We start from the raw sequence: 20,008 nt of genomic DNA, 5'->3' as shown, positions 1-20,008 counted from the left end.
TAATGTCAAGCTCTTTTTTTAACTTCTTTTTCGAGCTCGGCATGTGTATTTCTTGGCCGGACTTAGAATATATCATGTATAGAGATTCATTGCAAGTGTTATTTGTAAAAAGTTATTGAAACACAAAGGGGTCTCAGCTGATATGCTGAGACCCCTTTGTTCAATACTTATTGAGCTTAAGTTCTTTTCACCCTGTTACTAGATTATTTCTGCCCTTTTTCTAATAATGCAAGGATTATGGTAACAGCCTCTGCTCTTGTTGCCTTCTGGTTAGGTGCAAATTTATTCTGCCCTATACCATTCACAAGGCCTGATTTCGCTGCTGCTGCAATATACGGTACAGCCCATGCAGGTACATCCTTAGCATCATTGAAGGTTAATGTCGCTTTCGGATCTACTGTAATACCAAGAGCACGAACAACCATAACTGCTAACTCTGTACGTGTTAGCTCCTGTGTAGGACGGAATGTCCCATCATCATAGCCACTGATAATTTGCAGAGATACAGCCTGTGCTACAAAAGACTTAGCCCATGCTGGAATCTTCGCAGCATCTTTAAAGCTTGATGTGTCACCACTGTCCGGCAATTGTAATGCACGTGCCAGCATTGTGATAAATTCAACCCGATTTACTTTCTGATTCGGACGGAAAGTATCATCCGGATACCCGCTAACGAAGCCGGCTGCTACTGCTTTCTCAATAACTGCTGCTGCCCAGTGATTGCTAGTATCCGTTAAAGTCGGCTTGTTAACTGGCGTTGCAGTTGGTGAAGGTGCCGTTGTCGGTGCTGGTGTAGCTGTTGGCGCTACTGTTGGTGTTGGTGTTGCTGTCGGTTTTGTTGTTGGTGTCGTTGTTGATGGCGCTGTTGTTGGTGCTGTTGTCGGCTCTGTTGTTGGTGCTGTTGTCGGCTCTGTTGTTGGCGTTGGTGTCGGTGTAACTCCACCATTCTCATCGCCCTTAACAATACCGAACTCTTCAAGAACATATGGTTTAGCCTCATTAACATTCTGATCAATCTCATAAGATACAGCTGTCAGCTTCCCTGCATCTACAGTGATACCCACAAAGGTCTGAACTTGACCGCGCATTGGACGCGTAGCATCACTTGGGTCCGCTCCGTATTTAGCAGCTGTATTCTCATTGGCTACTTCAAAGAGATTATAATACGCATCTCCCAACTCAGGTTTCATGTTCTTGTAGTAAACCTTTGCTCCTGCTGTAGCTGGAATCAGATAGATCGTTCCATCTGGGTTTACTGTGTACTCCACAGTTTGACCATTAAAGCTTTCCTTGATCTTTACTGTGTCTGCTGCAGTTCCGTCAGCCTTGATTGGCTTCGTCCGTGCATAAATATGGTCGTGGCCTTGAAGAACCAAGTCAATGCCCAGTTCAGCCATCATTGGAGCGACCTTCGCTCTTTCTCCATTAGCACCCATAATATCTTTGTCAGTAGCGTGGTTAGAGGTTGTGTATGGTCCTTTATGCATAGCGACGATAATCCACTTCGCCCCAGCAGCCTTCGCTGCTTTTACATCGGCCTTCATCCAATCCAACTGTGCTTTGCTGAAGTTAGCATATTCATCCGAATTCTCATTCGTGTTCAAGACTACAAAGTGCGCATTGCTGTAATCATAGGAATAGTATGCTCCTGTTTCTGTTGGAGAGCCTGCCGCTTCCTTAATATTATAGTGCTCATAGAAGGCATTCGCTTTATCCTCATGGTTTCCCGCAACTGGAACAATAGTCGTATTGAGCAAGGTTTCCTGTGAATGGCCAAGCAACCAATTCCATTGTGATTCATTGGTTCCAGTATCTACGATATCTCCGTTAATCGCCACAAACTCAGCATCCGGGAATGTCGTAAGTGCTTTTGCCATCGTTTCTCCAGAAAGAATAGCCTCATCTTCCGTCTTAGCTTGTGTGTCCGCCAGGTCGATAAAAGTAAATGCACCTGTCTTAGCAGCCGTTTCGAAAGTTCCCACTGCACTCCACAACCCTAGTGCTTTATCACCTACACGGAAGTAGTATTTCGTATCCGCCTTAAGGCCAGAAGCTTCAGCTTTATGAACTAATTCATCCTTTGAATTTCTGGAAACAGCTGAACGGCCTGTAAACTCAGCAGCTTTTGTAAAGTCTGGAGTAACGCCCGTATTCTCTTCAACCTGCAAGTCGCTTCCTGCAGATTTCAACGCTGTGTACCAAGTGAATCCTTTTGCACTTACTGGATCACCATGAAAGGTAACTGTAACTTTTTTGATCGAATCTGTAGAAACAATAGTAGCTTCAGAATTCGTTCTGTCACTTACAGCTTTGATAACAAATTGATAGGTTTGGTTCGGATTAGTATTTTCTACAGTGTAACTATAAGAAGTTTGACCTTCCGTATTAGGAACACTGACCGTCCAGTTTGCAGATACCAGATCATTTTGCTCATAAATGCGATATCCTGACACTGGTGCGCCAGATGCAGGCGCATCCCAAGTTAACGTGATTTTACCGCCATCTGCTACAGTAGCTTTTGCATTTTGCACAGGTTTAACAGCTACGTCAGATTTATGAATGCTGTATTTATCATACAAGTCGGTAGTTCCACCAGTTGTCGTGGTGTAGGCTTCGTATGAAAATTCATTATTCGTTACAGTCATTCCTGTGAACATTTCCTTACCAGGCTGCTCGTATTTAGCGGCAAAAGGAAACGGACCTGCGCCGACATTATATTTTTTATTGCCCGCTGCATTTGTAATCAGGTATAGCGTACCTTTAGGATCATTTACCACTCCGTTTGTATCCGGCTTAATATCCGTCAACGGCTGATTGTTGTACATTTGATAGCTTCTAGTATAGGTGTGGTCATGTCCTCCGATAACCATGTCAATACCAAGCTCATCAAATACCTTTGTCAAATTAGCTCTGTAATAGAGTACATCTGTATCATTTGTGTGACTGGCAACAGAATAAGGCGATTTATGCAAGAGCACAACTTTCCACTTCTGATCGCTTTTCGCAGCTTCACTGCGCAGCCACTCTACTTGTTTATTGTAAATTTCGTTATTCTCAAGATTCGAGCTAGCACCATAGTATTCTGTATTAATAACCATAAAGTGTGCTGAACCGTAGTCAAAAGAATATACAGAGCCGTCTGGTTTTGCCCCCGTATTCGAGACATTAGGTAAATTAAAATGAGTTGTGTAATTGCTATAACTCTTACTTTCATGATTACCTACCAGTGGAACCAATGGAATATTTGCTAGAATATCCTTTGGTTTATTGAAGAACCATCCCCATTGCTCCTCAATATCACCGTTGTCTACCAAATCACCGGAATTCAGAATGAATTCACTTGTCGGGAATTTAGCCAAGCCCTCTTGAAGGGTATGATTCCAAATATCAAAATCACCTTCAGTTGTTCCTTGAGAGTCCGTTGTATATAAGAACTTAAATGCCTGATTACTGGAGCTTTCTGTTGTAAACGTTCCGATGTCACTCCAATTGTCAGCTTGTCCATCCCCAGCACGGTAAGCATACTCCGTTCCCGGCTGCAAATGATCAGCAATGACCTTATGGCTAGTCAGTACAACTGGTTTTTTAGCTGACTTATCCGCTTTTGTCATATACACGCTTGTTGTAACCGATGTTCCTTCGTAAGCTTGAGCACCTACCGGGAACTGACCGTCCACTAATTTAGAAGCTTCTACTACTTCCAGTTTGGTACCCGTCACACTCTCAGGTGCATACCAGTTGAATCCCATACTAGTCTGAGGGTTTCCGTTAAAAGTCAGTGCGATGGACTCAGGCTTACCAACACCAGGTTCTACAGGTTCTACTACCGGATAAGCAATCAGGTTCATATCCCAATAGAGGTCAGAGCTACCATCACTCGACTGATGCACCTCAGCTGAAAGCTCATTACTTCCGTCCTTCAAGTTAGCCTTTACTACTTCGGTAAGGTCTACCTTAGTATATTCGTTTGGATCACTTAAGTTAGTTGAACTCTTTGTTTGAAAATTAATTTCGCCCGCTGGCATAGCCTCACGGTAGATTTCTTTACCGTTCAAATATAGTACTGCTCCGTCATCAAATGCGAAATTACCCAAGATTTTATCGGATTTCGCAATCTCTTCCTTATTCACCGTTACGTTTGTACGGAAGTAAGAAGTACGATATTTCAAACTCTTATTAGAACCGTAGCTTATATTTGTGTTCAGAGCACCAAATTGCTTGCTGCTGACTCCGGTTCCATTATCTTTATACCCAAGCGGTGCTTGGCCAGACGCCCATGTTGAATCGTCGTACACGGACCGCCATACCGTCCCTTGATCTGTTCCGTGATCTAGATACTTCCACGTAGAATTCCCTGCCAATAATGTAACAGGCTCTAACGATTGTAATTGCAGTAGTCCAGCATCCCCATTGCTGTCTTCAGCATAAGCTGGTATTCCTGTGAATGTAATTCCCAGTACCATAACGAAAGCTAAGGTCATGGATACAGCTTGTTTAAATAACCTGTTCATAATCAGTCTCCCTTACTGTTCTATGAAATGCTTGCATCCATTTATAGTAACTATTAAATATTTTCGCAATGTCTTTATAAACATAGAAGTTTGTAAAGTACATCGTGTATGTATTCCTGCAAAAGTGGTTACAGTAACGGCAAGGTTGCCATTCAAGGAGGATAAACATGGACGATACTCATGCTTTTGTAGAAAAAGTACATGACACCCAAAAGAAAGCTGAAAAGAATAAAGAAAACCATGGTAAAAGTACACCAAGTCAAAAGCTGCCAAATAAACAGCACAGTAAGTAAAAGCGTTTAAATCATTGACTCCCAAACACGACAAAAAAAGCAGCAAGCCACTCCAACTACGGGAGACTTGCTGCTTTACTTTTTAAGGCACAAAGATAGGTGCTAATGAGGGCTTATTTCGTCCATTTCACTACATTCACTGCTACTTTTTCTAATTGCGTCTTACTCAGTGTTTTATTCGGGGAACTAATCGTAACAAAACGATCATCCAGTTTATAGGTCAAGAACAACGAGTCACTGGAGGGGCTGTACCACTTGGCTTCTGTACCATTGGAAAGCTTTACGGTATCGCCTTTGTAATCATAGGAGTAGTCACGTGGAGAAACGTTCACCCTCATATGGTTGAACAATAAGTACACTCCATCTTCAGAGCTAGCTGCTTTTTGAAAAGCGTCACCACTCACCATTTGTGCTGGTGCATAAACCGTTTTAAACCCATCGAAATTTGCAAAAGCTTTAGAAATTTGTTCTTTTTGAGCGTTGCTGTACTGTACTGGTGTTAATGTATCTTTATCCGGCACCACAGTTCCAGTACCCAGAATAACCTGATTGTTCACCGCATCAAAGGTCACTGGCACCTTCATCACATCAGCAATCGCACGTACAGGAAGATAGGTTGTATTGTTATAAGTAATTGGCGCTAATGAGTTTCCTTTATTATCTACTGGTGTATAAGCTGTGCCATTCACCTTAAATCCAATGCTGTGATTGAGGTATGCCGTAATTTTCTGAAGTTTAGTGCCCGCGTACACACCAGCTGATCCTGTGACTGCCATCCCAAATACCATTGTTGCTATAAGTATTTTTTTATTTTTCATAAGTAAATCCTCCTTAGAAGTTCAATCTTTGTTCTTACTTTAGCTCAAACGAAATAAGATTATGTCTCTAAGTTGTTTCTAACTTGTACCCATTTTGTAAAGAAAAAAATCATGAAATCAATCATTTATATAAAATAAAAACAGCAACCCACTTATCCTAAAAAGGATCGTATGGATTGCTGTTAGAGATTAGCCTTGATACGGTGTTGTAACCTTATACACTTCTGTATATAAAATTTCTCGATAAAGATCGAATTCTTCCTCATCGACAGGGTTAGGGTAAGTCATGATTTGAAGCGGTAAGTCAGCATTTCCCTCACGCAGAGGGGGCTGCACATACGCATAAGGATTTAAGTGGAAGCCCAGTCGCTCATAAAAGCCAATTCTCCGTTGCTCCATTTCACCCAGTGGCGGTTCAACTTCAAGAAGCACAGGCTTGCCTGACTGACGGATATACTCCTCCATCAGCTTTTTACCAACGCCTCCACCTCTAATACTTGGGTCCACTGCGATATGTTCTACAAATCGAAATCCTGGAAACTCCCAGCAAGCTATAAAAGCAATGATTTTCCCCTCAGCATTCACTTCGGTAATCAATCGGTAATGTGGAACATCCAATAACTCCTGTTGTCCCTCATAGGTTCTGATCTCGGAGGTAGGAAAAGAGGCTTCCATAATAGCGAATATTTCATCAAAAGTTGTGTGATTCATAACATAGTTCTCACTTTCTGGATTTATATTTACACAAGTTATCTTAACCTTCTAAACCCTATGATATCAAATTTAAGCATCAAGGTACTAGTACCTGGTACTAGGATAACGTGCTATACTAAGCATAACCGTTATACACATCTTGTTTTATATAGGAGAGGTTCATATTGGATAATCAGCAGTGGATCGCACCTGAGTACTACAATCTCACTTCGGAAATGGAACGCCATACTCCGGAAAAGATTGCGCTTAAGTGGTTGAATGAACAAGGAGACTACGAGGAGATCACTTACGGAGATCTTCGCAAGCAAGCTAACCAACTTGCCGGAGGGCTCGCAGCACTCGGCCTTCAGCAAGGGGATCGTGTTCTCGTAATGGTTCCCCGTCGAATCATCGCTTATGTCATTTATTTAGCATGTCTGAAGCTAGGACTTGCCATTATCCCTTCATCAGAAATGCTTCGCGCCAAGGATTTATCTTATCGTCTACGGCATTCCGAAGCCAGAGCTGTTATTGCCTGGTCTGAGGTCACAGATGAAGTTAATAAAATCTCGGACGATCTGCCTGCTCTGGATTACCGTCTTTCCGTATCCGGCGACCCTGAAGAGCTCGGTCATGGATGGCTAGATCTGGAAGGCCTAATGATTGATCAGTCCGATAAATTCACAGCAGTCGAAAGCCACCGGGACGATATGGCGATCTTGGCCTATACCTCTGGCACAACTGGCAACCCTAAAGCAGTCGTTCACAGTCATGGCTGGGGTTATGCTCACCTACGAATCACATCGCCTCAATGGCTCGATATCAAAGAAACCGACACCGTTTGGGCGACAGCAGCACCAGGCTGGCAAAAGTGGATCTGGAGCCCCTTCCTAACCGTCCTTGGCAACGGGGCGACCGGTTTTGTATATAGCGGATCTTTTCATCCCAAAAAATATTTGCAGCTGCTACAAGATCATAACATCGAGGTATTATGCTGTACGCCAACCGAATATCGCTTGATGGCCAAATTAGAAAATCTCAATCAGTATGACTTGTCCCGCCTTCGCTGCGCGGTTTCCGCTGGAGAGCCTTTGAATCAAGAGGTCATCAACACCTTCCAGCGTGAATTCAATATCACGATTCGTGATGGTTACGGTCAAACAGAAAGTACGCTTATAATCGGCACTCTCAAAGATACTCCAATTCGAATAGGTTCTATGGGTAAATCTATTGCTCCGGGTCTAGTTGAAGTGGTAGATGAGGACGGCATTCCGTTACCTGCTGGAGTTGTTGGAGACATCGCAGTGCACTTAAGTATGCCAGCGTTATTCCATACCTATTACAAAGACCCCGGCAGAAAAGAAAGCTCTACTCACGGCGAGTTCTTCATAACTGGTGACCGGGCACGGAAAGATGAAGAGGGTTATTTCTGGTTCGAGGGCCGTGGAGATGACATTATCATTAGCTCGGGTTACACCATAGGTCCTTTCGAAGTAGAAGAAGCCCTTATGAAACATGCTTCGGTTAAGGAATGCGCGGTCGTTGCAAGTCCGGATGAAATCCGCGGACATATCGTTAAAGCTTTTATTGTACTAAAAGATGAGACCGCCGCTTCTCCAGAGCTTGTGAAGGAGCTGCAATCCCATGTTAAAGAGTGGACCGCACCTTATAAATATCCACGCAAAATCGAGTTCATTCCAGATCTTCCGAAGACGACCTCCGGAAAAATACGGAGAGTAGAGCTTCGTGAGCAGGAGAAACGTGCCGCGCAGGAGTAACATAACAGTAGATATTGAATAAACAAAGAGCAGCTGGTCCGTAATAGGACTGCTGCTCTTCTTTATAGGGTACCAGCTTGTTACTCAGACCAATATTTCGCATCGGGGTTTAGAGCCGCGCCTACTTCGCCCTCTTTTACTAAATCGCAATCGAGGTAACCCTCTTCATCCAGGAAATAAACCTCCTGCTTGTAGAACTCACATAAAGTCTCCAGGAACTTTTCAGGTGATTCATACATGACAATCAGATCCCCAAAATCATGCAGCAGGTCACATACGCGCTCCACACCATCTGCAGATTTATAGTAACAAATGAAGTCGCTGCCGTAGTTCGTTAAGATCGGCAAGATAACTCCATCCACTTGATGGCCTTTTTCCTCCAATATTCCAGCTAAAATCTTCATCTCTGCTTCATATTCATTAATATGAATTAGACGATACCCTGGAATAAATTCGATCAGACTTGGTTCTTCTTCCTCACTGCTTGTGCCTGAAACCGTGTTATAAATTGCCTTCAGCAGTGCAGGGGTTTCCGGGAAAACCGACGTAATCTTCGCTTCATTATCACCTTGGCCTAAGCTTGCAATATAGTCAGGACGTAATTCAGCGGAAAGCTTAAGGTATTCTTGAAATTGTTCAATTAATTTGTTAATTTGCATGTTGTCATCCTTTACTTGTTCGAGGAATTCCACATCTTCATCAGCCAAGCGTCAAAGTCAGCGCCCTTTTCGCCTTCGTAAATATCGTACACGTCGATTCTCATCTTCTTCAGCTTCTCTTTGAAATCTTCGTACGAATGATCTCTTGGCAAGCTCTTCTTGATTCTCAGGAGTATTTTGGATACGCCTTTTACTAGCTCCGGTTTATTCTTGGACGGTGCTTTAGCATCTTCGCCGAATGCCTTCAGTTTAAGGTAAGCTGCTTCTTGAACTGTATATACAGGATCGCTCTCCATTAAACGCGTCAGGATATCGATAATTTGTTTGTGGTTAGTCTGTCCCAGTTCTTCAACAGCTTCTAGACGGGCTCTCCAATCCGCAGAGCGGTTGGCAGCTTTCTTTAATTCCTCGTAATTCTCCGGTAGTCCATTATTGTTCAGTTCTTCGATCATTCCGTTCAATCCCCTTCTATTCAAAACTATCTATCTAACATTAACAGTATAACCAACCATTGCGCAAGCTAAGAGAGGAAGATCTTTGCATGACCTTTTTCTTCGAACATATTTCCACTAAATTGGGGTAAAGTATTCGAAAGATAGTGTCCCGCAACATTCTATAGGCTCTTTACGTTAGTTAACTAGAGAAATATAGATCAAACACACCAAGGAGAGTGACCTAATTGAAAAAACATACCTTCATTCTAGCGTTAACTATTGTATTAAGTGTAGTGCTTAGCGCCTGTTCCAGTGGTAACAATGAAGCCGTTGTCGAAACCAATCTGACGCCGAAAGAAATGATCGACGAGATGCTCGCAAAAGTGGAACAGCCTTCATTAATGGAAGTTGAAGAAGATATGGTGGCTCAGCTGTACCATCTAGCTCCATCATTACTTGAAGATTATAGCATTAGAATGCCAATGATGAATGTGAAAAGTAACGAAATTGCCATTTTAAAAGTTAAAGATGCAAAAGATATCTCTACTGTCGAAACCGCCGTCAAAGAGCGTGCGACTGATATTCAAAAGCAATTCGAACAATATCTTCCGGATCAGTATGAGAACGCCCAAAATTATAAGCTGGTCACAAAAGGAAATTACATCTTATTCGTGATTTCGGAGAGTGCTGATCAGCTGGTGACTGAATTTGATACCTTGTTTACTAAAAAATAACTAGCGATGGTATTCAGCAGCCTACTCTTTCTATTCCTGTTTCTGCCGGCTGTCCTTGCACTCTACTATGTTTCGCCTTGGCGAATCAAAAACCTCATATTGTTCTTAAGCAGTCTGGTGTTTTATGCTTGGGGCGAACCGGTCTACATTGTAATTATGTTGCTGTCCACCATTACCGATTACGGCTTTGGTCTACTTCTTAGTAGACCGAAGCTGACTACGGTACAGCGCAAGTGGATTGTGGTTAGCTCTATGGTTATTAACCTGGGCTTATTGTCGTATTTCAAATATGCAGATTTTCTCATCCAAAATGTAAACGAACTCCTCGGTACTCATCTCCCATTAACTGATTTACCACTACCTATTGGGATTTCGTTCTATACTTTTCAATCCATGTCCTACATCATTGACGTTTACAGAGGAACTGCTAAAGCACAGCGGAATTGGATTGATTTCGGTACGTTTGTAGCCTTGTTCCCACAATTAGTAGCTGGGCCTATCGTTCAATACAACACCATTGCAGAACAATTACGAGCGCGTTCGGTGGATATCTCCATGTTCGCAGCGGGTGTACGAAGATTCATTATCGGACTAGCCAAAAAAGTGCTGCTTGCCAATAACATCGGTTTGCTCTGGCACACCGTTTCCAGCTCCAATCTAGATTCCATGCCTGCTTTAACCGCTTGGATTGGCATTATTGCATTTGCTTTTCAGATCTATTTTGATTTCAGTGGATATTCGGATATGGCGATTGGCCTCGGACTTATGTTCGGCTTCCGCTTTAATGAGAACTTCAACAAACCTTATATTTCACAGAGCATTACCGACTTCTGGCGGAGATGGCATATTTCCCTTAGCAGTTGGTTTCGTGACTACGTATATATCCCGCTTGGAGGCAACCGCCGGGGTTTAGGCATTCAGGTGCGCAATATCCTCATTGTCTGGCTGTTGACGGGAATCTGGCACGGAGCAAGCTGGAATTTTCTACTCTGGGGATTATACTTTGGGATTATTCTTATCTTCGAAAAATGGTGGGGTTTAAAGCTACTGAGCCGCCTACCGCAATGGGTTAGGCATCTCTATGCTATTGTGCTTATTCTCATCGGATGGGTCTTGTTCGCCTTTGAAGAACTTCCATTGGTGCTTAGTTACTTGCAAGCGATGCTTGGCTTTAACGGTCAGCCATTGTGGAATACCACTACTTTATACTTTACATACACAAACGCGATTCTACTTGTGGTACTAACTTTAGCATCCGTTCCTTTGAAACTCTCCAAACGTATGGATGATAGATCGATTCCTTCTCTAGTTTGGTATGGCGTGCTGTTCTTCCTATCTGTCGCTTATTTAGTGGATGCTACCTTTAACCCATTCTTATATTTCCGATTCTAGGGGGTGATTGTATTGTTTATGAAGCAGAGGACGGATCGAATACTAGTGGCAGGATTCGTCGCGACGCTGTTTCTGGTGGGTATAACCTTTTTCTTATTGCCAGTTCAACGTTTCTCTGAGCTAGAAAACCGATATTTGCAAAGCGCTCCCCAACTGACATGGGACAATTTATTATCCCACACCTACGCGGAAGAGGCGGAAAGCTTCGTAACCGATCACTTCCCTTTTCGAGCCAAATGGGTATGGGTGAAATCGGCAGTGGAGCAAATGAGGTTGCAGCAAGAGAATAACGGAATTTATAAGGGGAAAGATGGCTACTTATTCGAAAAATTCGAGGCACCTGATCACAATAAGGTTCAGCAATATGCAGCGGCTGTGAGACGTTTTGCCGATAAAAATGCAGCAGCCAAAATGACCTTTCTGCTTGCGCCGACATCGGTAGGCTTGTACAACGAACGTCTGCCCTGGCTAGCACCCGTATATTCGCAAGCCGAGGTGAATCAAACGATTGCTAAGGATGTAGGGGATAGTTTAACTTTTATTAATGGATTTGATGTTCTTGCTCCACATGCCGCAGAGCCCATTTATTATCGGACCGATCATCACTGGACAACCTACGGTGCTTATTTGGCTTACGTAGCTTATGCTAAAAGTATGGGATGGCAACCTCTGTCCCAGAGCGAATTCGAGATTGAGACGGTAAGCGATTCGTTCCTTGGAAGCTACCATACGCGGAGTCAATTTAACGGAGTGGCGCCAGATTCCATTCAAATGTATAAGCCTGTTCATGATGTATCCACCAAGATGCACATTGTAGATACTAATGAGACTTTATCAAGTATGTACGATCCAAGCTATCTGGCGAAAAAAGATAAGTATTCTTATTTCCTTGGCGGCGTTCATGCTCTCATGAAAATCACAAGCCAGCTTGATCCTAAAGTGGTCAAACAGGAGAAGCTGCTTGTCATCAAAGACTCTTATGCACATAGTGTGATCCCTTTCCTGACTCAGCATGTACCGGAAATCCACGTGATCGACATTCGTTATTATAACGGAAGTATCAGTGAGTATATGGCTCAGAATGAGATCAAGGATGTATTGATGCTTTTTAATACAGCTACTTTTGTTGATAATGCTTCGATCTTGAAGCTGAATTGATGGTAGGGTGATGAATATGGTGATGGGGCGTAACTGCGGGAATGTTTGGACTTTCGGTCGCTGTTGTCTCCAGATGTTTTTGATTTTACCGCTATCAGCGGATAACATCCGGAGACAGCATATGCTTCCGATGCGTGCTTTCCTTCGGAAAGCTTTCAGGCGAACGCTCCGCTCCTACAGTTCCAAAATTCCCTCCGTTACTTTTCACCATATTTATTGGGGGAAGTCTAAAAACATTCACGATTATATGTAGAATCATGTCTCTGCCTAAGAACTGTAATTCAATTCCACTAGCGTTGCATTAAGCTTCACATCATACGAACAAAGGGAGGTTTTCCCTAATCTAATCATTTAATCGAGGTATATATTATGTTCATACGAAGATACCAAAGTACTCATCATTTTGTAATCTCAACATCAAACCAAACACTAAAACTAATATACGAGTCCTCTAATGTGGCTTCGTATTTCAGATCATTTTTAGCTAGAATCTCCGCGACGATAGACAGGCCAAGTCCAGTACCGGAGATTTCTTTATTCCGAGACTCCTCGATCACATAGAACGGGTCCCAGATATACGCTAGATGCTTCTCTTTTAGGCGCGTGGTTTTATTTGTAATGGTGAATTTCAGGGTATCGTGGCTATCATTCGCTAGCGATATTCCAAAAACATTCTCTTCCCCATATTTAATGGCATTACTAATTAAGTTGTTGAATATAATTTCTATTTGGCTGATATCCTCTTCAACGATGGATCGATTAACCGCATGGAAGTCGCTCTGTAAAATCAGATTTTTATTTTTGAGCGTAATATTATATTGTGAGATCACTTTGAGCAGAAGCTCTTTAAGATCGAATCTTTCTTTATGGACTTCGGTCTTTTGGATTTTGGACAGTTTAATTAAGTAATCCACCATATCCGACGTATATTTCACCTGCTCCAAAATGATATCCGTATACGTACCATCATCCAAATCGTCTTGAATGCCAATGGTATACGCTTGAATTAGGGATAACGGTGTCTTCACTTCATGTGAAATGCTTGAGATCAGTGTGTTTAAGCTTTGATTTTTCTGCTCCAGCTCTGCATGGGCACTTTTCAGGCGCTGGCTCATCTGGTTAATGCTTTTGGATAATTCTTCGATTTCATCCCCCGTTTTAATCGTCACCTGTTTAAATTCAAGATTGGAGATATCCTTCGCGACATCCTGTAGCTTCTCTAATGGGGTAATAATCTTTTTTGAAAAAAATGCCACTAACAGCAAGCTGATAATAATCCCCAAAAGAATGGAATAGAAGCTGAATTGATTTACGATATTTAAAGCATCGGTATTGTGCACAACCACAGTGCCGATGAGAATCAAACTGCCATCCTGCTCGTATATTTTCGTTAACAGGCTGGATTTCAATTTCCCCTGATTAAATAAAAGATTCACCGTATTTCCTTCGTTTACCTTTTGCAAAACTTTTTCTGTAATCCAAAACTTATTGAGTGCCACCTTATCTTTAAACAACGCAAATTGAATGTTCTCGTTAATTGCTGTCACGCTTCCTCTGTTCTCAACCCTCACAATCGTTACATTGTTATTGTTCTCGATCGCTGTTTCATTGTCCTTGAGCTGATCCAGACTGAGATCCTTTACTTCTTCATAAATAGCGTTAATCTTGGTTTTCATTTTATAAAGATAATAATCGGACGAGAAAAAATTGTGCAATAAATAAGATGTTCCAAACACAATCAGCAGAATGATACTTACCATAATCAATAACTTGGTGCTTATTTTATTGATTTTTATCATGGAAGCTGTACCCCATTCCCCTGTGTGTGATTACGTGGTCAGCCCCAATCTTATCGCGCAATCTCTTAATATGTGTATCCACGGTTCTTTCTTCGCCAAGGTAGTCCATCCCCCAAACGGAAGATATCAAAGCATCTCTAGACAAAATCCGGCCTTTATTCTCATAGAGGAAGGTTAGCAATTCAAATTCTTTTTTATAAAGGGACAGCTCCTCCCCCTGCTTGTACACTTTCTTCCGCTCAAAATCAATTTCTAAATCCCGTATAGCAGCCACTTTTTCGGTACCCAGCATTTTTTTGATTCTCAGCATTAAAATCCGTGGGTCGAATGGTTTTCTTATATATTCATCTGCACCGATATCTAAAGCGCTAAATTCATCGTCATGGGAAGATCGGGCGGTCAGCATCACCACTTTAGCTAAACTAACCTGCTTGATTTCATTACACACCTCAATCCCGCTTCGCTTCGGCATCATCCAATCCAATACCACAAGATCGATCTTATTCGAAAAAAAGAGCTCTAGCGCCTCCTCCCCATCTGCAGCTACCCAAACGTTATAGCCCTCTTTTTCAAAATAAGTCTTCAAGATATGGGTCATATGTTTCTCATCATCGGCAATTAGAATGTTCAATTAGCATCATTTACTCCTTTCCTTCAAGTCCTTTCTTCAATACTTCCCAAATCGGGTTATGATCTACTGCTGTTCGAGGGGGCTGTTCACCTTTCTCTATCGCTTGCCAATATTCCCAAGTTGGGGGCTGATTGCCCAGTTCATAATCCATTCCGTCCCATGTATCCTCTCGGAAGGCATAAAACGCCCAGTGCCAGCCAAAGTCATCAAAAATCGAGATTAAATCAGCCATGTATTGATCTGCACCTTTTACTAACCGATTCGTTCCAAACTCTTCGGCAACAATCCGATTTGCGGGAATATTATGTTCCTTTGCCCACTGCGCAACAGGTTCCAGAAATTCCTTTAAGGTCTCTTTATTAAATGCTTTTTCCGTTTTATTGTCTCCGACTTTTATCGTTCCAGGATATTCATAGGTTAACCCTTTTTTCTTATTCTGACTGGTTAGCTCGTAAGGCTCGTACATATGAAAAGCATACAACACATTTTCGTCTTCGATAGGTTTCAAATATTTAAAGGCCCACGGTGTAGCATACAGACCAGAATTGACGATAATAGGTGTCTTGGTATCCACAGTACGAATAGCGGTCACAATTGTCTCATATAAAAGATTTAAATCCGCAGGCGTATTCTCGACTGAGCTATACCATTCGTTGTAATCCTGAGTCCAGAAGTCATGAAATCCAGTCGCCGTCTCCGGATGTGGCTCATTTATCAGGTTATAACCGATTATCGCAGGATGATCTTTCAACCGGCTTACTAGATCTCTCCAAAACACTGCCGCTTGTTCATGATAACTGAAATCCTTCCATATCCGATCATCATTTTTGTAATTATTGAACTGCCTCCAGCGATCTCCGGGGAGACTGAGGACGGTCAGCACCACTTTGGAGCCCCGAGCCTCCGCTGCATCTAAGTCCGCTTTTAACTCGGCAAAATCCGCCTCAACCATCCCTTCATACTTATCTGCATTCCCTATTAGAAAATCTTTATCCGGGTTCGCATCCAGTTTGTCATTGAACAGGAAGTCCCTGCCTTTTGCCCATTTATCTGGTGCAAGTCGAATGAATTCAATGTTTTGCTCTTTGGCAGCATCATAGTTTTCCGGTAAAGATTTTGAATTCATGAAATTGGCTCCTTTTCTCTGGTCCTCCCAGAAGGCCATCTTCTCATTCCTTTCGGTCTTCTCTTCCTTCTTCTCTTCTATCTTCAGTTCTTGATTAGCTTGCGGTGTTACAGAACTACATCCTACAACCAACAATAAGATCAACACGATAAAACCTTTAGCTTTCTTCATTCTCTCACCTCATAACCTATCGTAGTCAATCTCTGTTACAAGAGTGTCACAAGGGGTGGAAATCGTTTAAAAGCAAAAGCTCAACCAATAGTACTGGCTGAGCTTCTGTTCATTCGCCAAACAATAAATCCAATATCCGCTCATCTGCCTTTCGGTTCTTCCCTTTATAAGGATAACAGTGAATATGAATTGCTGGATTGAAATTGATCTCAATAATGCTGTAATTGGTATCGGTCGCTTCTTCCTGCATATCATCGATCATCATATCCACTCCACAAATCGTAGCCCCCGCAGCTTTAGCTGATTCAATGGCTAGTTCTTTATAGCTGTGTGGAATCTCATCTGTAAAGTCTAGGCTATCTCCACCAGTACTAATATTCGAATTCTCCCGTAAAAAAATGGTCTCATTCAATGAAGGAACATCGCTCCAAGTCAGCGCGTGATTCTTCAAGAACATCGCCTCTGCTTCGCCGATCTGAATTTTCTCAAGCGGAGTTTTGTAGCCACGACCTCTTAGCGGATCCTTATTCTTTTCGTGGACCAGCTCTTCAATCGTATGTACATCATCACCGACCACATTCGCCGGAACCCGGTGCAATACTCCGACTACTTCATCACCCATGACTAGAAAACGATATTCTTTCCCCGTCATAAATTCCTCAAGCAGTACTGTCCGATCATGCTCGAAGGCGATAGTGAAGGCTTTTTGATAGTCTTCTTTGGAGAACTCATCTGTAAAAATAGTAATGCCGAGTCCAAAATTCGTTGATTTGGGTTTGATCACAATTGGCTTATTACGATAAGTGTCATAGGCATTCATTGCCGCTTTCAAATCTCCAAAAGCCTCACCTGAGGGAACACGAATGCCTTGTTGTTTGAGAACTTCCTTCGTAACAATTTTATTCTCCATAATTAGTACCGTGCTGTAAGAATCAAGGGATGTCTTCGTAGCCTGCTTAACGTATTCTTTATGATCGCCTTTCGTAAGTACAACGAAGTTCTCTTCCCGATCGAGCAATTGGAACTTAATCCCACGTTTAACCGCTGCCTTCAGCAGAAGCTGTGTAGATAGCTCCAAATCCTCATATCCTACAAATCGGTATCCATTCGCAAGACTTTCCTTAGCATATCGTTTGGCTTTATTCAGATGATATTTAATAAAAGAGGATTGTTGAACTTCCGACTTCACAATCCCTGCAAAGCTCTGATCTGGATTTAGAATCTTATCCTTAGCTCCGTTCAGAACGTTCGAGAGCTGTTTATCCTCTGGGTTCAATAGCTGAATCATATCCTGCATTTCTTGTATACAAATTAAAGCCTTCTGCTCCATTGCCTCGCAAGAATCTCCGTTATCATGCAAACAGCCTTGAATCCCCTCCATGATCAATTGATCATGATTAAGATTCGCCAGCTTCTGATCCTCTACGCCGAACGGTTCGTCCTCTTTCAGTAGCATATACACGATAAACAGATGTATAAAAATCATTGATTCTTTGCTAATTCCTATTTTATAGAGTGGATTGAGATCAATAAAACGAAGCTCCAAATAGGCTATCCCATCCTGCAGCAGCTCCTCTAACGGATGTTTACCTCTTGCCGTCTTCACTCTAACCGGGCTATAGAACTCTTTTACACTTAATAATTCTTCCGATTCAATCAACGCTTGTAAATCATGTACATATTCCGTAAGCGAGTCAAAAGACACATAGAGAGGCTTTTCATTCCGATACCCGCATTCGCTATTTCGCAGTGAATTCATATTCAGATAATAGAAGCTTTTGTCATCATCTGATTCACCACGTGCCACACATTGCTCCATATACGTCTTATCAAAAACAGGACTAGCACCTGTTAAATAAATTAGAAGCCAGCGGTATCGCAATAGGTTGCGGGCTATTTTTAAATAGGTAGCATCTTTGAAATCTTTAAAGCTCTCTTGTGGGTCTGCGATATCATGAAGCTTTTTTAGAAATTGTTCATCAAAAGAGAAATTATAATGGATCCCGCTCAGCAATTGTCTTTTGCGGCCATACTTATCGGCTAGCTGATGTCTATATTCGTCCTCTACCGGATTACCCATTTTGGCAATAGGAATGTCCTTATCATTCGGTAGCATGGGAGGATTACTACTTGGCCATAGATATTCTTCATTAAGCTCTATCGACACAATATCCTGCAGCGCCTCCAGAAAGTTATAAGTCTCTTCAATAGAATCAAAAGAGGGTGTCACCATTTCAACCTGACTCTCTGAGAAATCCGTTTGAATATAGGGGTTCTCCAGCTTGTTTCCAAAGGCTTTTGGATGTGGTGTCAGCGCAAGGTTTCCTTCTGGATCCACTCTGACGTTTTCTTTTTCTAGTCCAAATTCGCCATGAAAAATCTCCTTATTTAATTGGTTATCTCTTAGAAGCTGTATGAGTTTACGATTTAATAAAGCCATTTCACGCTCATCCTCTGCTTAGTAGTTTACCTGCTGTCTGTTCATTCTGAACAAAGATCTTCTAAACCAGAACACTAGAATAACTCCCTTGAAAACACTGCTTATCGCAATCGACATCCACACCCCATTCAAGCCAAAAGGTTCGGATAAGAGTAAGGCTAGTGGAATTCGGAGTGCAGTAAATGAAATACTAAAGATCGGTGGAATGTGGGTTTGACCCATGCCGTTAAAAGCACCTACTGTCATCAATTCCAGACACATGAATACCTGTGAGTAACCGATGATCCGCATATAATCTGCGCCCAATTCCAAACTTGTCTGGTCTGATAAAAACAATGAAAATAGCTGCTGCGGGAACGCAATAAATAGAAGCGACACGATCACGCCAAAAATGGAGGTTAAAATTAAGGCCTGACGATACCCCTGCCCCATACGATCGAAGCGACGTGCTCCATAATTTTGACCAAAAAAGGCAGCAATAGCTCCCTGTAGTCCGCCAATGGTCATATAGGAAATGGATTCAATTTGGATTCCTACTTTTTGAACCGCAATAGCATCCGCTCCAAATCGTACAATGATCTTGGCAATGATGATTGATATGATCGTAAAGGTGACCCGTTGGATCGTTATTGGTAGCCCCATGCGGATGACTTCTTTCATTTGACGACTGTCCCACGCGGATGTGCTTGAAATGAGTTCTGACTTTCTTGTCTTCATGATAAAAAGAGCCGTAACCAAAATGTTCGCCATTAATGTTGCAATAGCGGCCCCCGCTACTCCCCAGCCCTCAAAACTGCCCCAGCCAAAAATCAAAAATGGATCAAGGACAATATTAACCATAAGACCAATGGAGAAGATCTGAAACGGTTGTTTACTATTTCCCATAGCGTTTAGGAGAGTTGCGAATAACGTATTCACAATGGAAAATACCGATCCAAATATCGAAATCATTAGAAATTGTCTAGCCATCCGCTCTACTTCATCACTTCCAAGATCAAAAAAACCAATCAACTGATTCTTGGTTAATAGCACTAAACTCATATAGAGAAGTCCTAATAAAATAGACATCATAAATCCGTTCTTTATATAAGATTTAGCCTTCTCTAACTGACCAGATCCCATACAATGCGCCACCTTAATCCCTGTGCCGATCGTAACCATAGTCGATAAAGCAATCGCTAGATTAATAAAAAAACTCGCTGTACCAATCGCGGCAACCGGACCACTTCCTAACCTTCCAACCCAAATCATATCGACTAGACCATAAGTAGTAGAGATGAAATTCGTCGCAATAATCGGAAGCGTTAATTTCATTAAGGTAGGCATTATAGGACCCTGAGTCAAATCGTTTGTGTCCTTCAAGTCTAATTA

General features: G+C 42.2%; 15 protein-coding genes. 5 read left to right on the top strand and 10 right to left on the bottom strand.

All coding sequences use genetic code 11. The features are described from left to right. Positions 1 to 203: 203 nt before the first annotated feature. Positions 204 to 4,511: an S-layer homology domain-containing protein gene (locus M2444_RS32955; RefSeq protein WP_280789077.1), complete on the bottom strand. Its 4,308-nt coding sequence runs from the start codon at positions 4,509 to 4,511 to the stop codon at positions 204 to 206. A gap of 167 nt (positions 4,512 to 4,678) precedes the next feature. Here M2444_RS32955 and M2444_RS32950 point away from each other — a divergent pair, with 167 nt between their 5' ends. Then, on the top strand, positions 4,679 to 4,804 hold the full coding sequence (locus tag M2444_RS32950; protein ID WP_052404154.1) for a DUF4023 domain-containing protein: 126 nt from the start codon (positions 4,679 to 4,681) through the stop codon (positions 4,802 to 4,804). Positions 4,805 to 4,917: 113 nt separating this feature from the next. Here M2444_RS32950 and M2444_RS32945 read toward each other — a convergent pair whose 3' ends face one another. Next, on the bottom strand, positions 4,918 to 5,622 hold the full coding sequence (locus M2444_RS32945; RefSeq protein ID WP_094878794.1) for a hypothetical protein: 705 nt from the start codon (positions 5,620 to 5,622) through the stop codon (positions 4,918 to 4,920). Positions 5,623 to 5,811: 189 nt separating this feature from the next. Further along, on the bottom strand, positions 5,812 to 6,333 hold the full coding sequence (locus M2444_RS32940; protein WP_094878793.1) for a GNAT family N-acetyltransferase: 522 nt from the start codon (positions 6,331 to 6,333) through the stop codon (positions 5,812 to 5,814). A gap of 164 nt (positions 6,334 to 6,497) precedes the next feature. Between M2444_RS32940 and mbcS the strand changes: the two genes are divergently transcribed. Then, the gene (mbcS, locus tag M2444_RS32935) at positions 6,498 to 8,093 is read left to right on the top strand and encodes an acyl-CoA synthetase MbcS (protein ID WP_094878792.1); all 1,596 of its coding nucleotides are present in this window, start codon (positions 6,498 to 6,500) and stop codon (positions 8,091 to 8,093) included. Between the two features lie 80 nt (positions 8,094 to 8,173). Here mbcS and M2444_RS32930 read toward each other — a convergent pair whose 3' ends face one another. Continuing rightward, positions 8,174 to 8,752: an SMI1/KNR4 family protein gene (locus M2444_RS32930; RefSeq protein WP_094874620.1), complete on the bottom strand. Its 579-nt coding sequence runs from the start codon at positions 8,750 to 8,752 to the stop codon at positions 8,174 to 8,176. An 11-nt stretch (positions 8,753 to 8,763) separates the two neighbouring features. After that, positions 8,764 to 9,204, bottom strand: coding sequence for a HEAT repeat domain-containing protein (locus M2444_RS32925; RefSeq protein WP_280789076.1), 441 nt, complete (start codon positions 9,202 to 9,204; stop codon positions 8,764 to 8,766). Between the two features lie 227 nt (positions 9,205 to 9,431). On the opposite strand from M2444_RS32925, the gene M2444_RS32920 reads away from it, so the two are divergent. From M2444_RS32920 to M2444_RS32910, 3 genes are read left to right on the top strand one after another with little or no spacing between them, the layout of a single operon-like run. Next, on the top strand, positions 9,432 to 9,920 hold the full coding sequence (locus M2444_RS32920; RefSeq protein ID WP_094874621.1) for a DUF4358 domain-containing protein: 489 nt from the start codon (positions 9,432 to 9,434) through the stop codon (positions 9,918 to 9,920). 6 nt (positions 9,921 to 9,926) lie between these two features. After that, positions 9,927 to 11,312 (top strand): MBOAT family O-acyltransferase, encoded by a 1,386-nt coding sequence (locus M2444_RS32915; protein WP_280789075.1) that lies wholly within the window; start codon positions 9,927 to 9,929, stop codon positions 11,310 to 11,312. An 18-nt stretch (positions 11,313 to 11,330) separates the two neighbouring features. Further along, on the top strand, positions 11,331 to 12,470 hold the full coding sequence (locus tag M2444_RS32910; protein ID WP_280789074.1) for a DHHW family protein: 1,140 nt from the start codon (positions 11,331 to 11,333) through the stop codon (positions 12,468 to 12,470). 398 nt (positions 12,471 to 12,868) lie between these two features. Here M2444_RS32910 and M2444_RS32905 read toward each other — a convergent pair whose 3' ends face one another. The 5 genes from M2444_RS32905 to M2444_RS32885 form a co-directional block, all read right to left on the bottom strand. Beyond that, entirely contained in the window at positions 12,869 to 14,269 is a 1,401-nt protein-coding gene (locus M2444_RS32905; RefSeq protein WP_280789073.1) for an ATP-binding protein, read from the bottom strand. Further along, a complete protein-coding gene (locus M2444_RS32900) occupies positions 14,253 to 14,900 on the bottom strand; it encodes a response regulator transcription factor (RefSeq protein ID WP_094870040.1) in 648 nt (215 codons plus the stop codon). The genes M2444_RS32905 and M2444_RS32900 overlap by 17 nt, the downstream gene beginning before the upstream one ends. Before the next feature lie 10 nt (positions 14,901 to 14,910). Beyond that, the gene (locus M2444_RS32895; protein WP_481857556.1) at positions 14,911 to 16,197 is read right to left on the bottom strand and encodes a glycoside hydrolase family 5 protein; all 1,287 of its coding nucleotides are present in this window, start codon (positions 16,195 to 16,197) and stop codon (positions 14,911 to 14,913) included. A 109-nt stretch (positions 16,198 to 16,306) separates the two neighbouring features. Further along, the gene (gshAB, locus tag M2444_RS32890; protein ID WP_280789072.1) at positions 16,307 to 18,637 is read right to left on the bottom strand and encodes a bifunctional glutamate--cysteine ligase GshA/glutathione synthetase GshB; all 2,331 of its coding nucleotides are present in this window, start codon (positions 18,635 to 18,637) and stop codon (positions 16,307 to 16,309) included. Between the two features lie 18 nt (positions 18,638 to 18,655). Then, the gene (locus tag M2444_RS32885; protein ID WP_094870037.1) at positions 18,656 to 19,999 is read right to left on the bottom strand and encodes an MATE family efflux transporter; all 1,344 of its coding nucleotides are present in this window, start codon (positions 19,997 to 19,999) and stop codon (positions 18,656 to 18,658) included. Positions 20,000 to 20,008 lie beyond the last annotated feature (9 nt).

The organism is Paenibacillus sp. PastF-3 (assembly GCF_029893135.1).
Lineage (GTDB): Bacteria > Bacillota > Bacilli > Paenibacillales > Paenibacillaceae > Paenibacillus_AQ > Paenibacillus_AQ nitricinens.
The sequence above is the reverse complement of the archived record's forward strand: the minus strand, read 5'-3'. Positions and strand labels throughout refer to the sequence as shown.

Bases quoted from the DNA above. Each gene is read 5' to 3' on its own strand.
- M2444_RS32955 (WP_280789077.1), bottom strand. From the start codon at position 4,511: ATGAACAGGTTATTTAAACAAGCTGTATCCATGACCTTAGCTTTCGTT.
- M2444_RS32910 (WP_280789074.1), top strand. From the start codon at position 11,331: ATGAAGCAGAGGACGGATCGAATACTAGTGGCAGGATTCGTCGCGACG.
- M2444_RS32905 (WP_280789073.1), bottom strand. From the start codon at position 14,269: ATGATAAAAATCAATAAAATAAGCACCAAGTTATTGATTATGGTAAGT.
- M2444_RS32925 (WP_280789076.1), bottom strand. From the start codon at position 9,204: ATGATCGAAGAACTGAACAATAATGGACTACCGGAGAATTACGAGGAA.
- M2444_RS32950 (WP_052404154.1), top strand. From the start codon at position 4,679: ATGGACGATACTCATGCTTTTGTAGAAAAAGTACATGACACCCAAAAG.
- M2444_RS32915 (WP_280789075.1), top strand. From the start codon at position 9,927: ATGGTATTCAGCAGCCTACTCTTTCTATTCCTGTTTCTGCCGGCTGTC.
- gshAB (WP_280789072.1), bottom strand. From the start codon at position 18,637: ATGGCTTTATTAAATCGTAAACTCATACAGCTTCTAAGAGATAACCAA.
- M2444_RS32930 (WP_094874620.1), bottom strand. From the start codon at position 8,752: ATGCAAATTAACAAATTAATTGAACAATTTCAAGAATACCTTAAGCTT.
- M2444_RS32940 (WP_094878793.1), bottom strand. From the start codon at position 6,333: ATGAATCACACAACTTTTGATGAAATATTCGCTATTATGGAAGCCTCT.
- M2444_RS32945 (WP_094878794.1), bottom strand. From the start codon at position 5,622: ATGAAAAATAAAAAAATACTTATAGCAACAATGGTATTTGGGATGGCA.
- M2444_RS32895 (WP_481857556.1), bottom strand. From the start codon at position 16,197: ATGAAGAAAGCTAAAGGTTTTATCGTGTTGATCTTATTGTTGGTTGTA.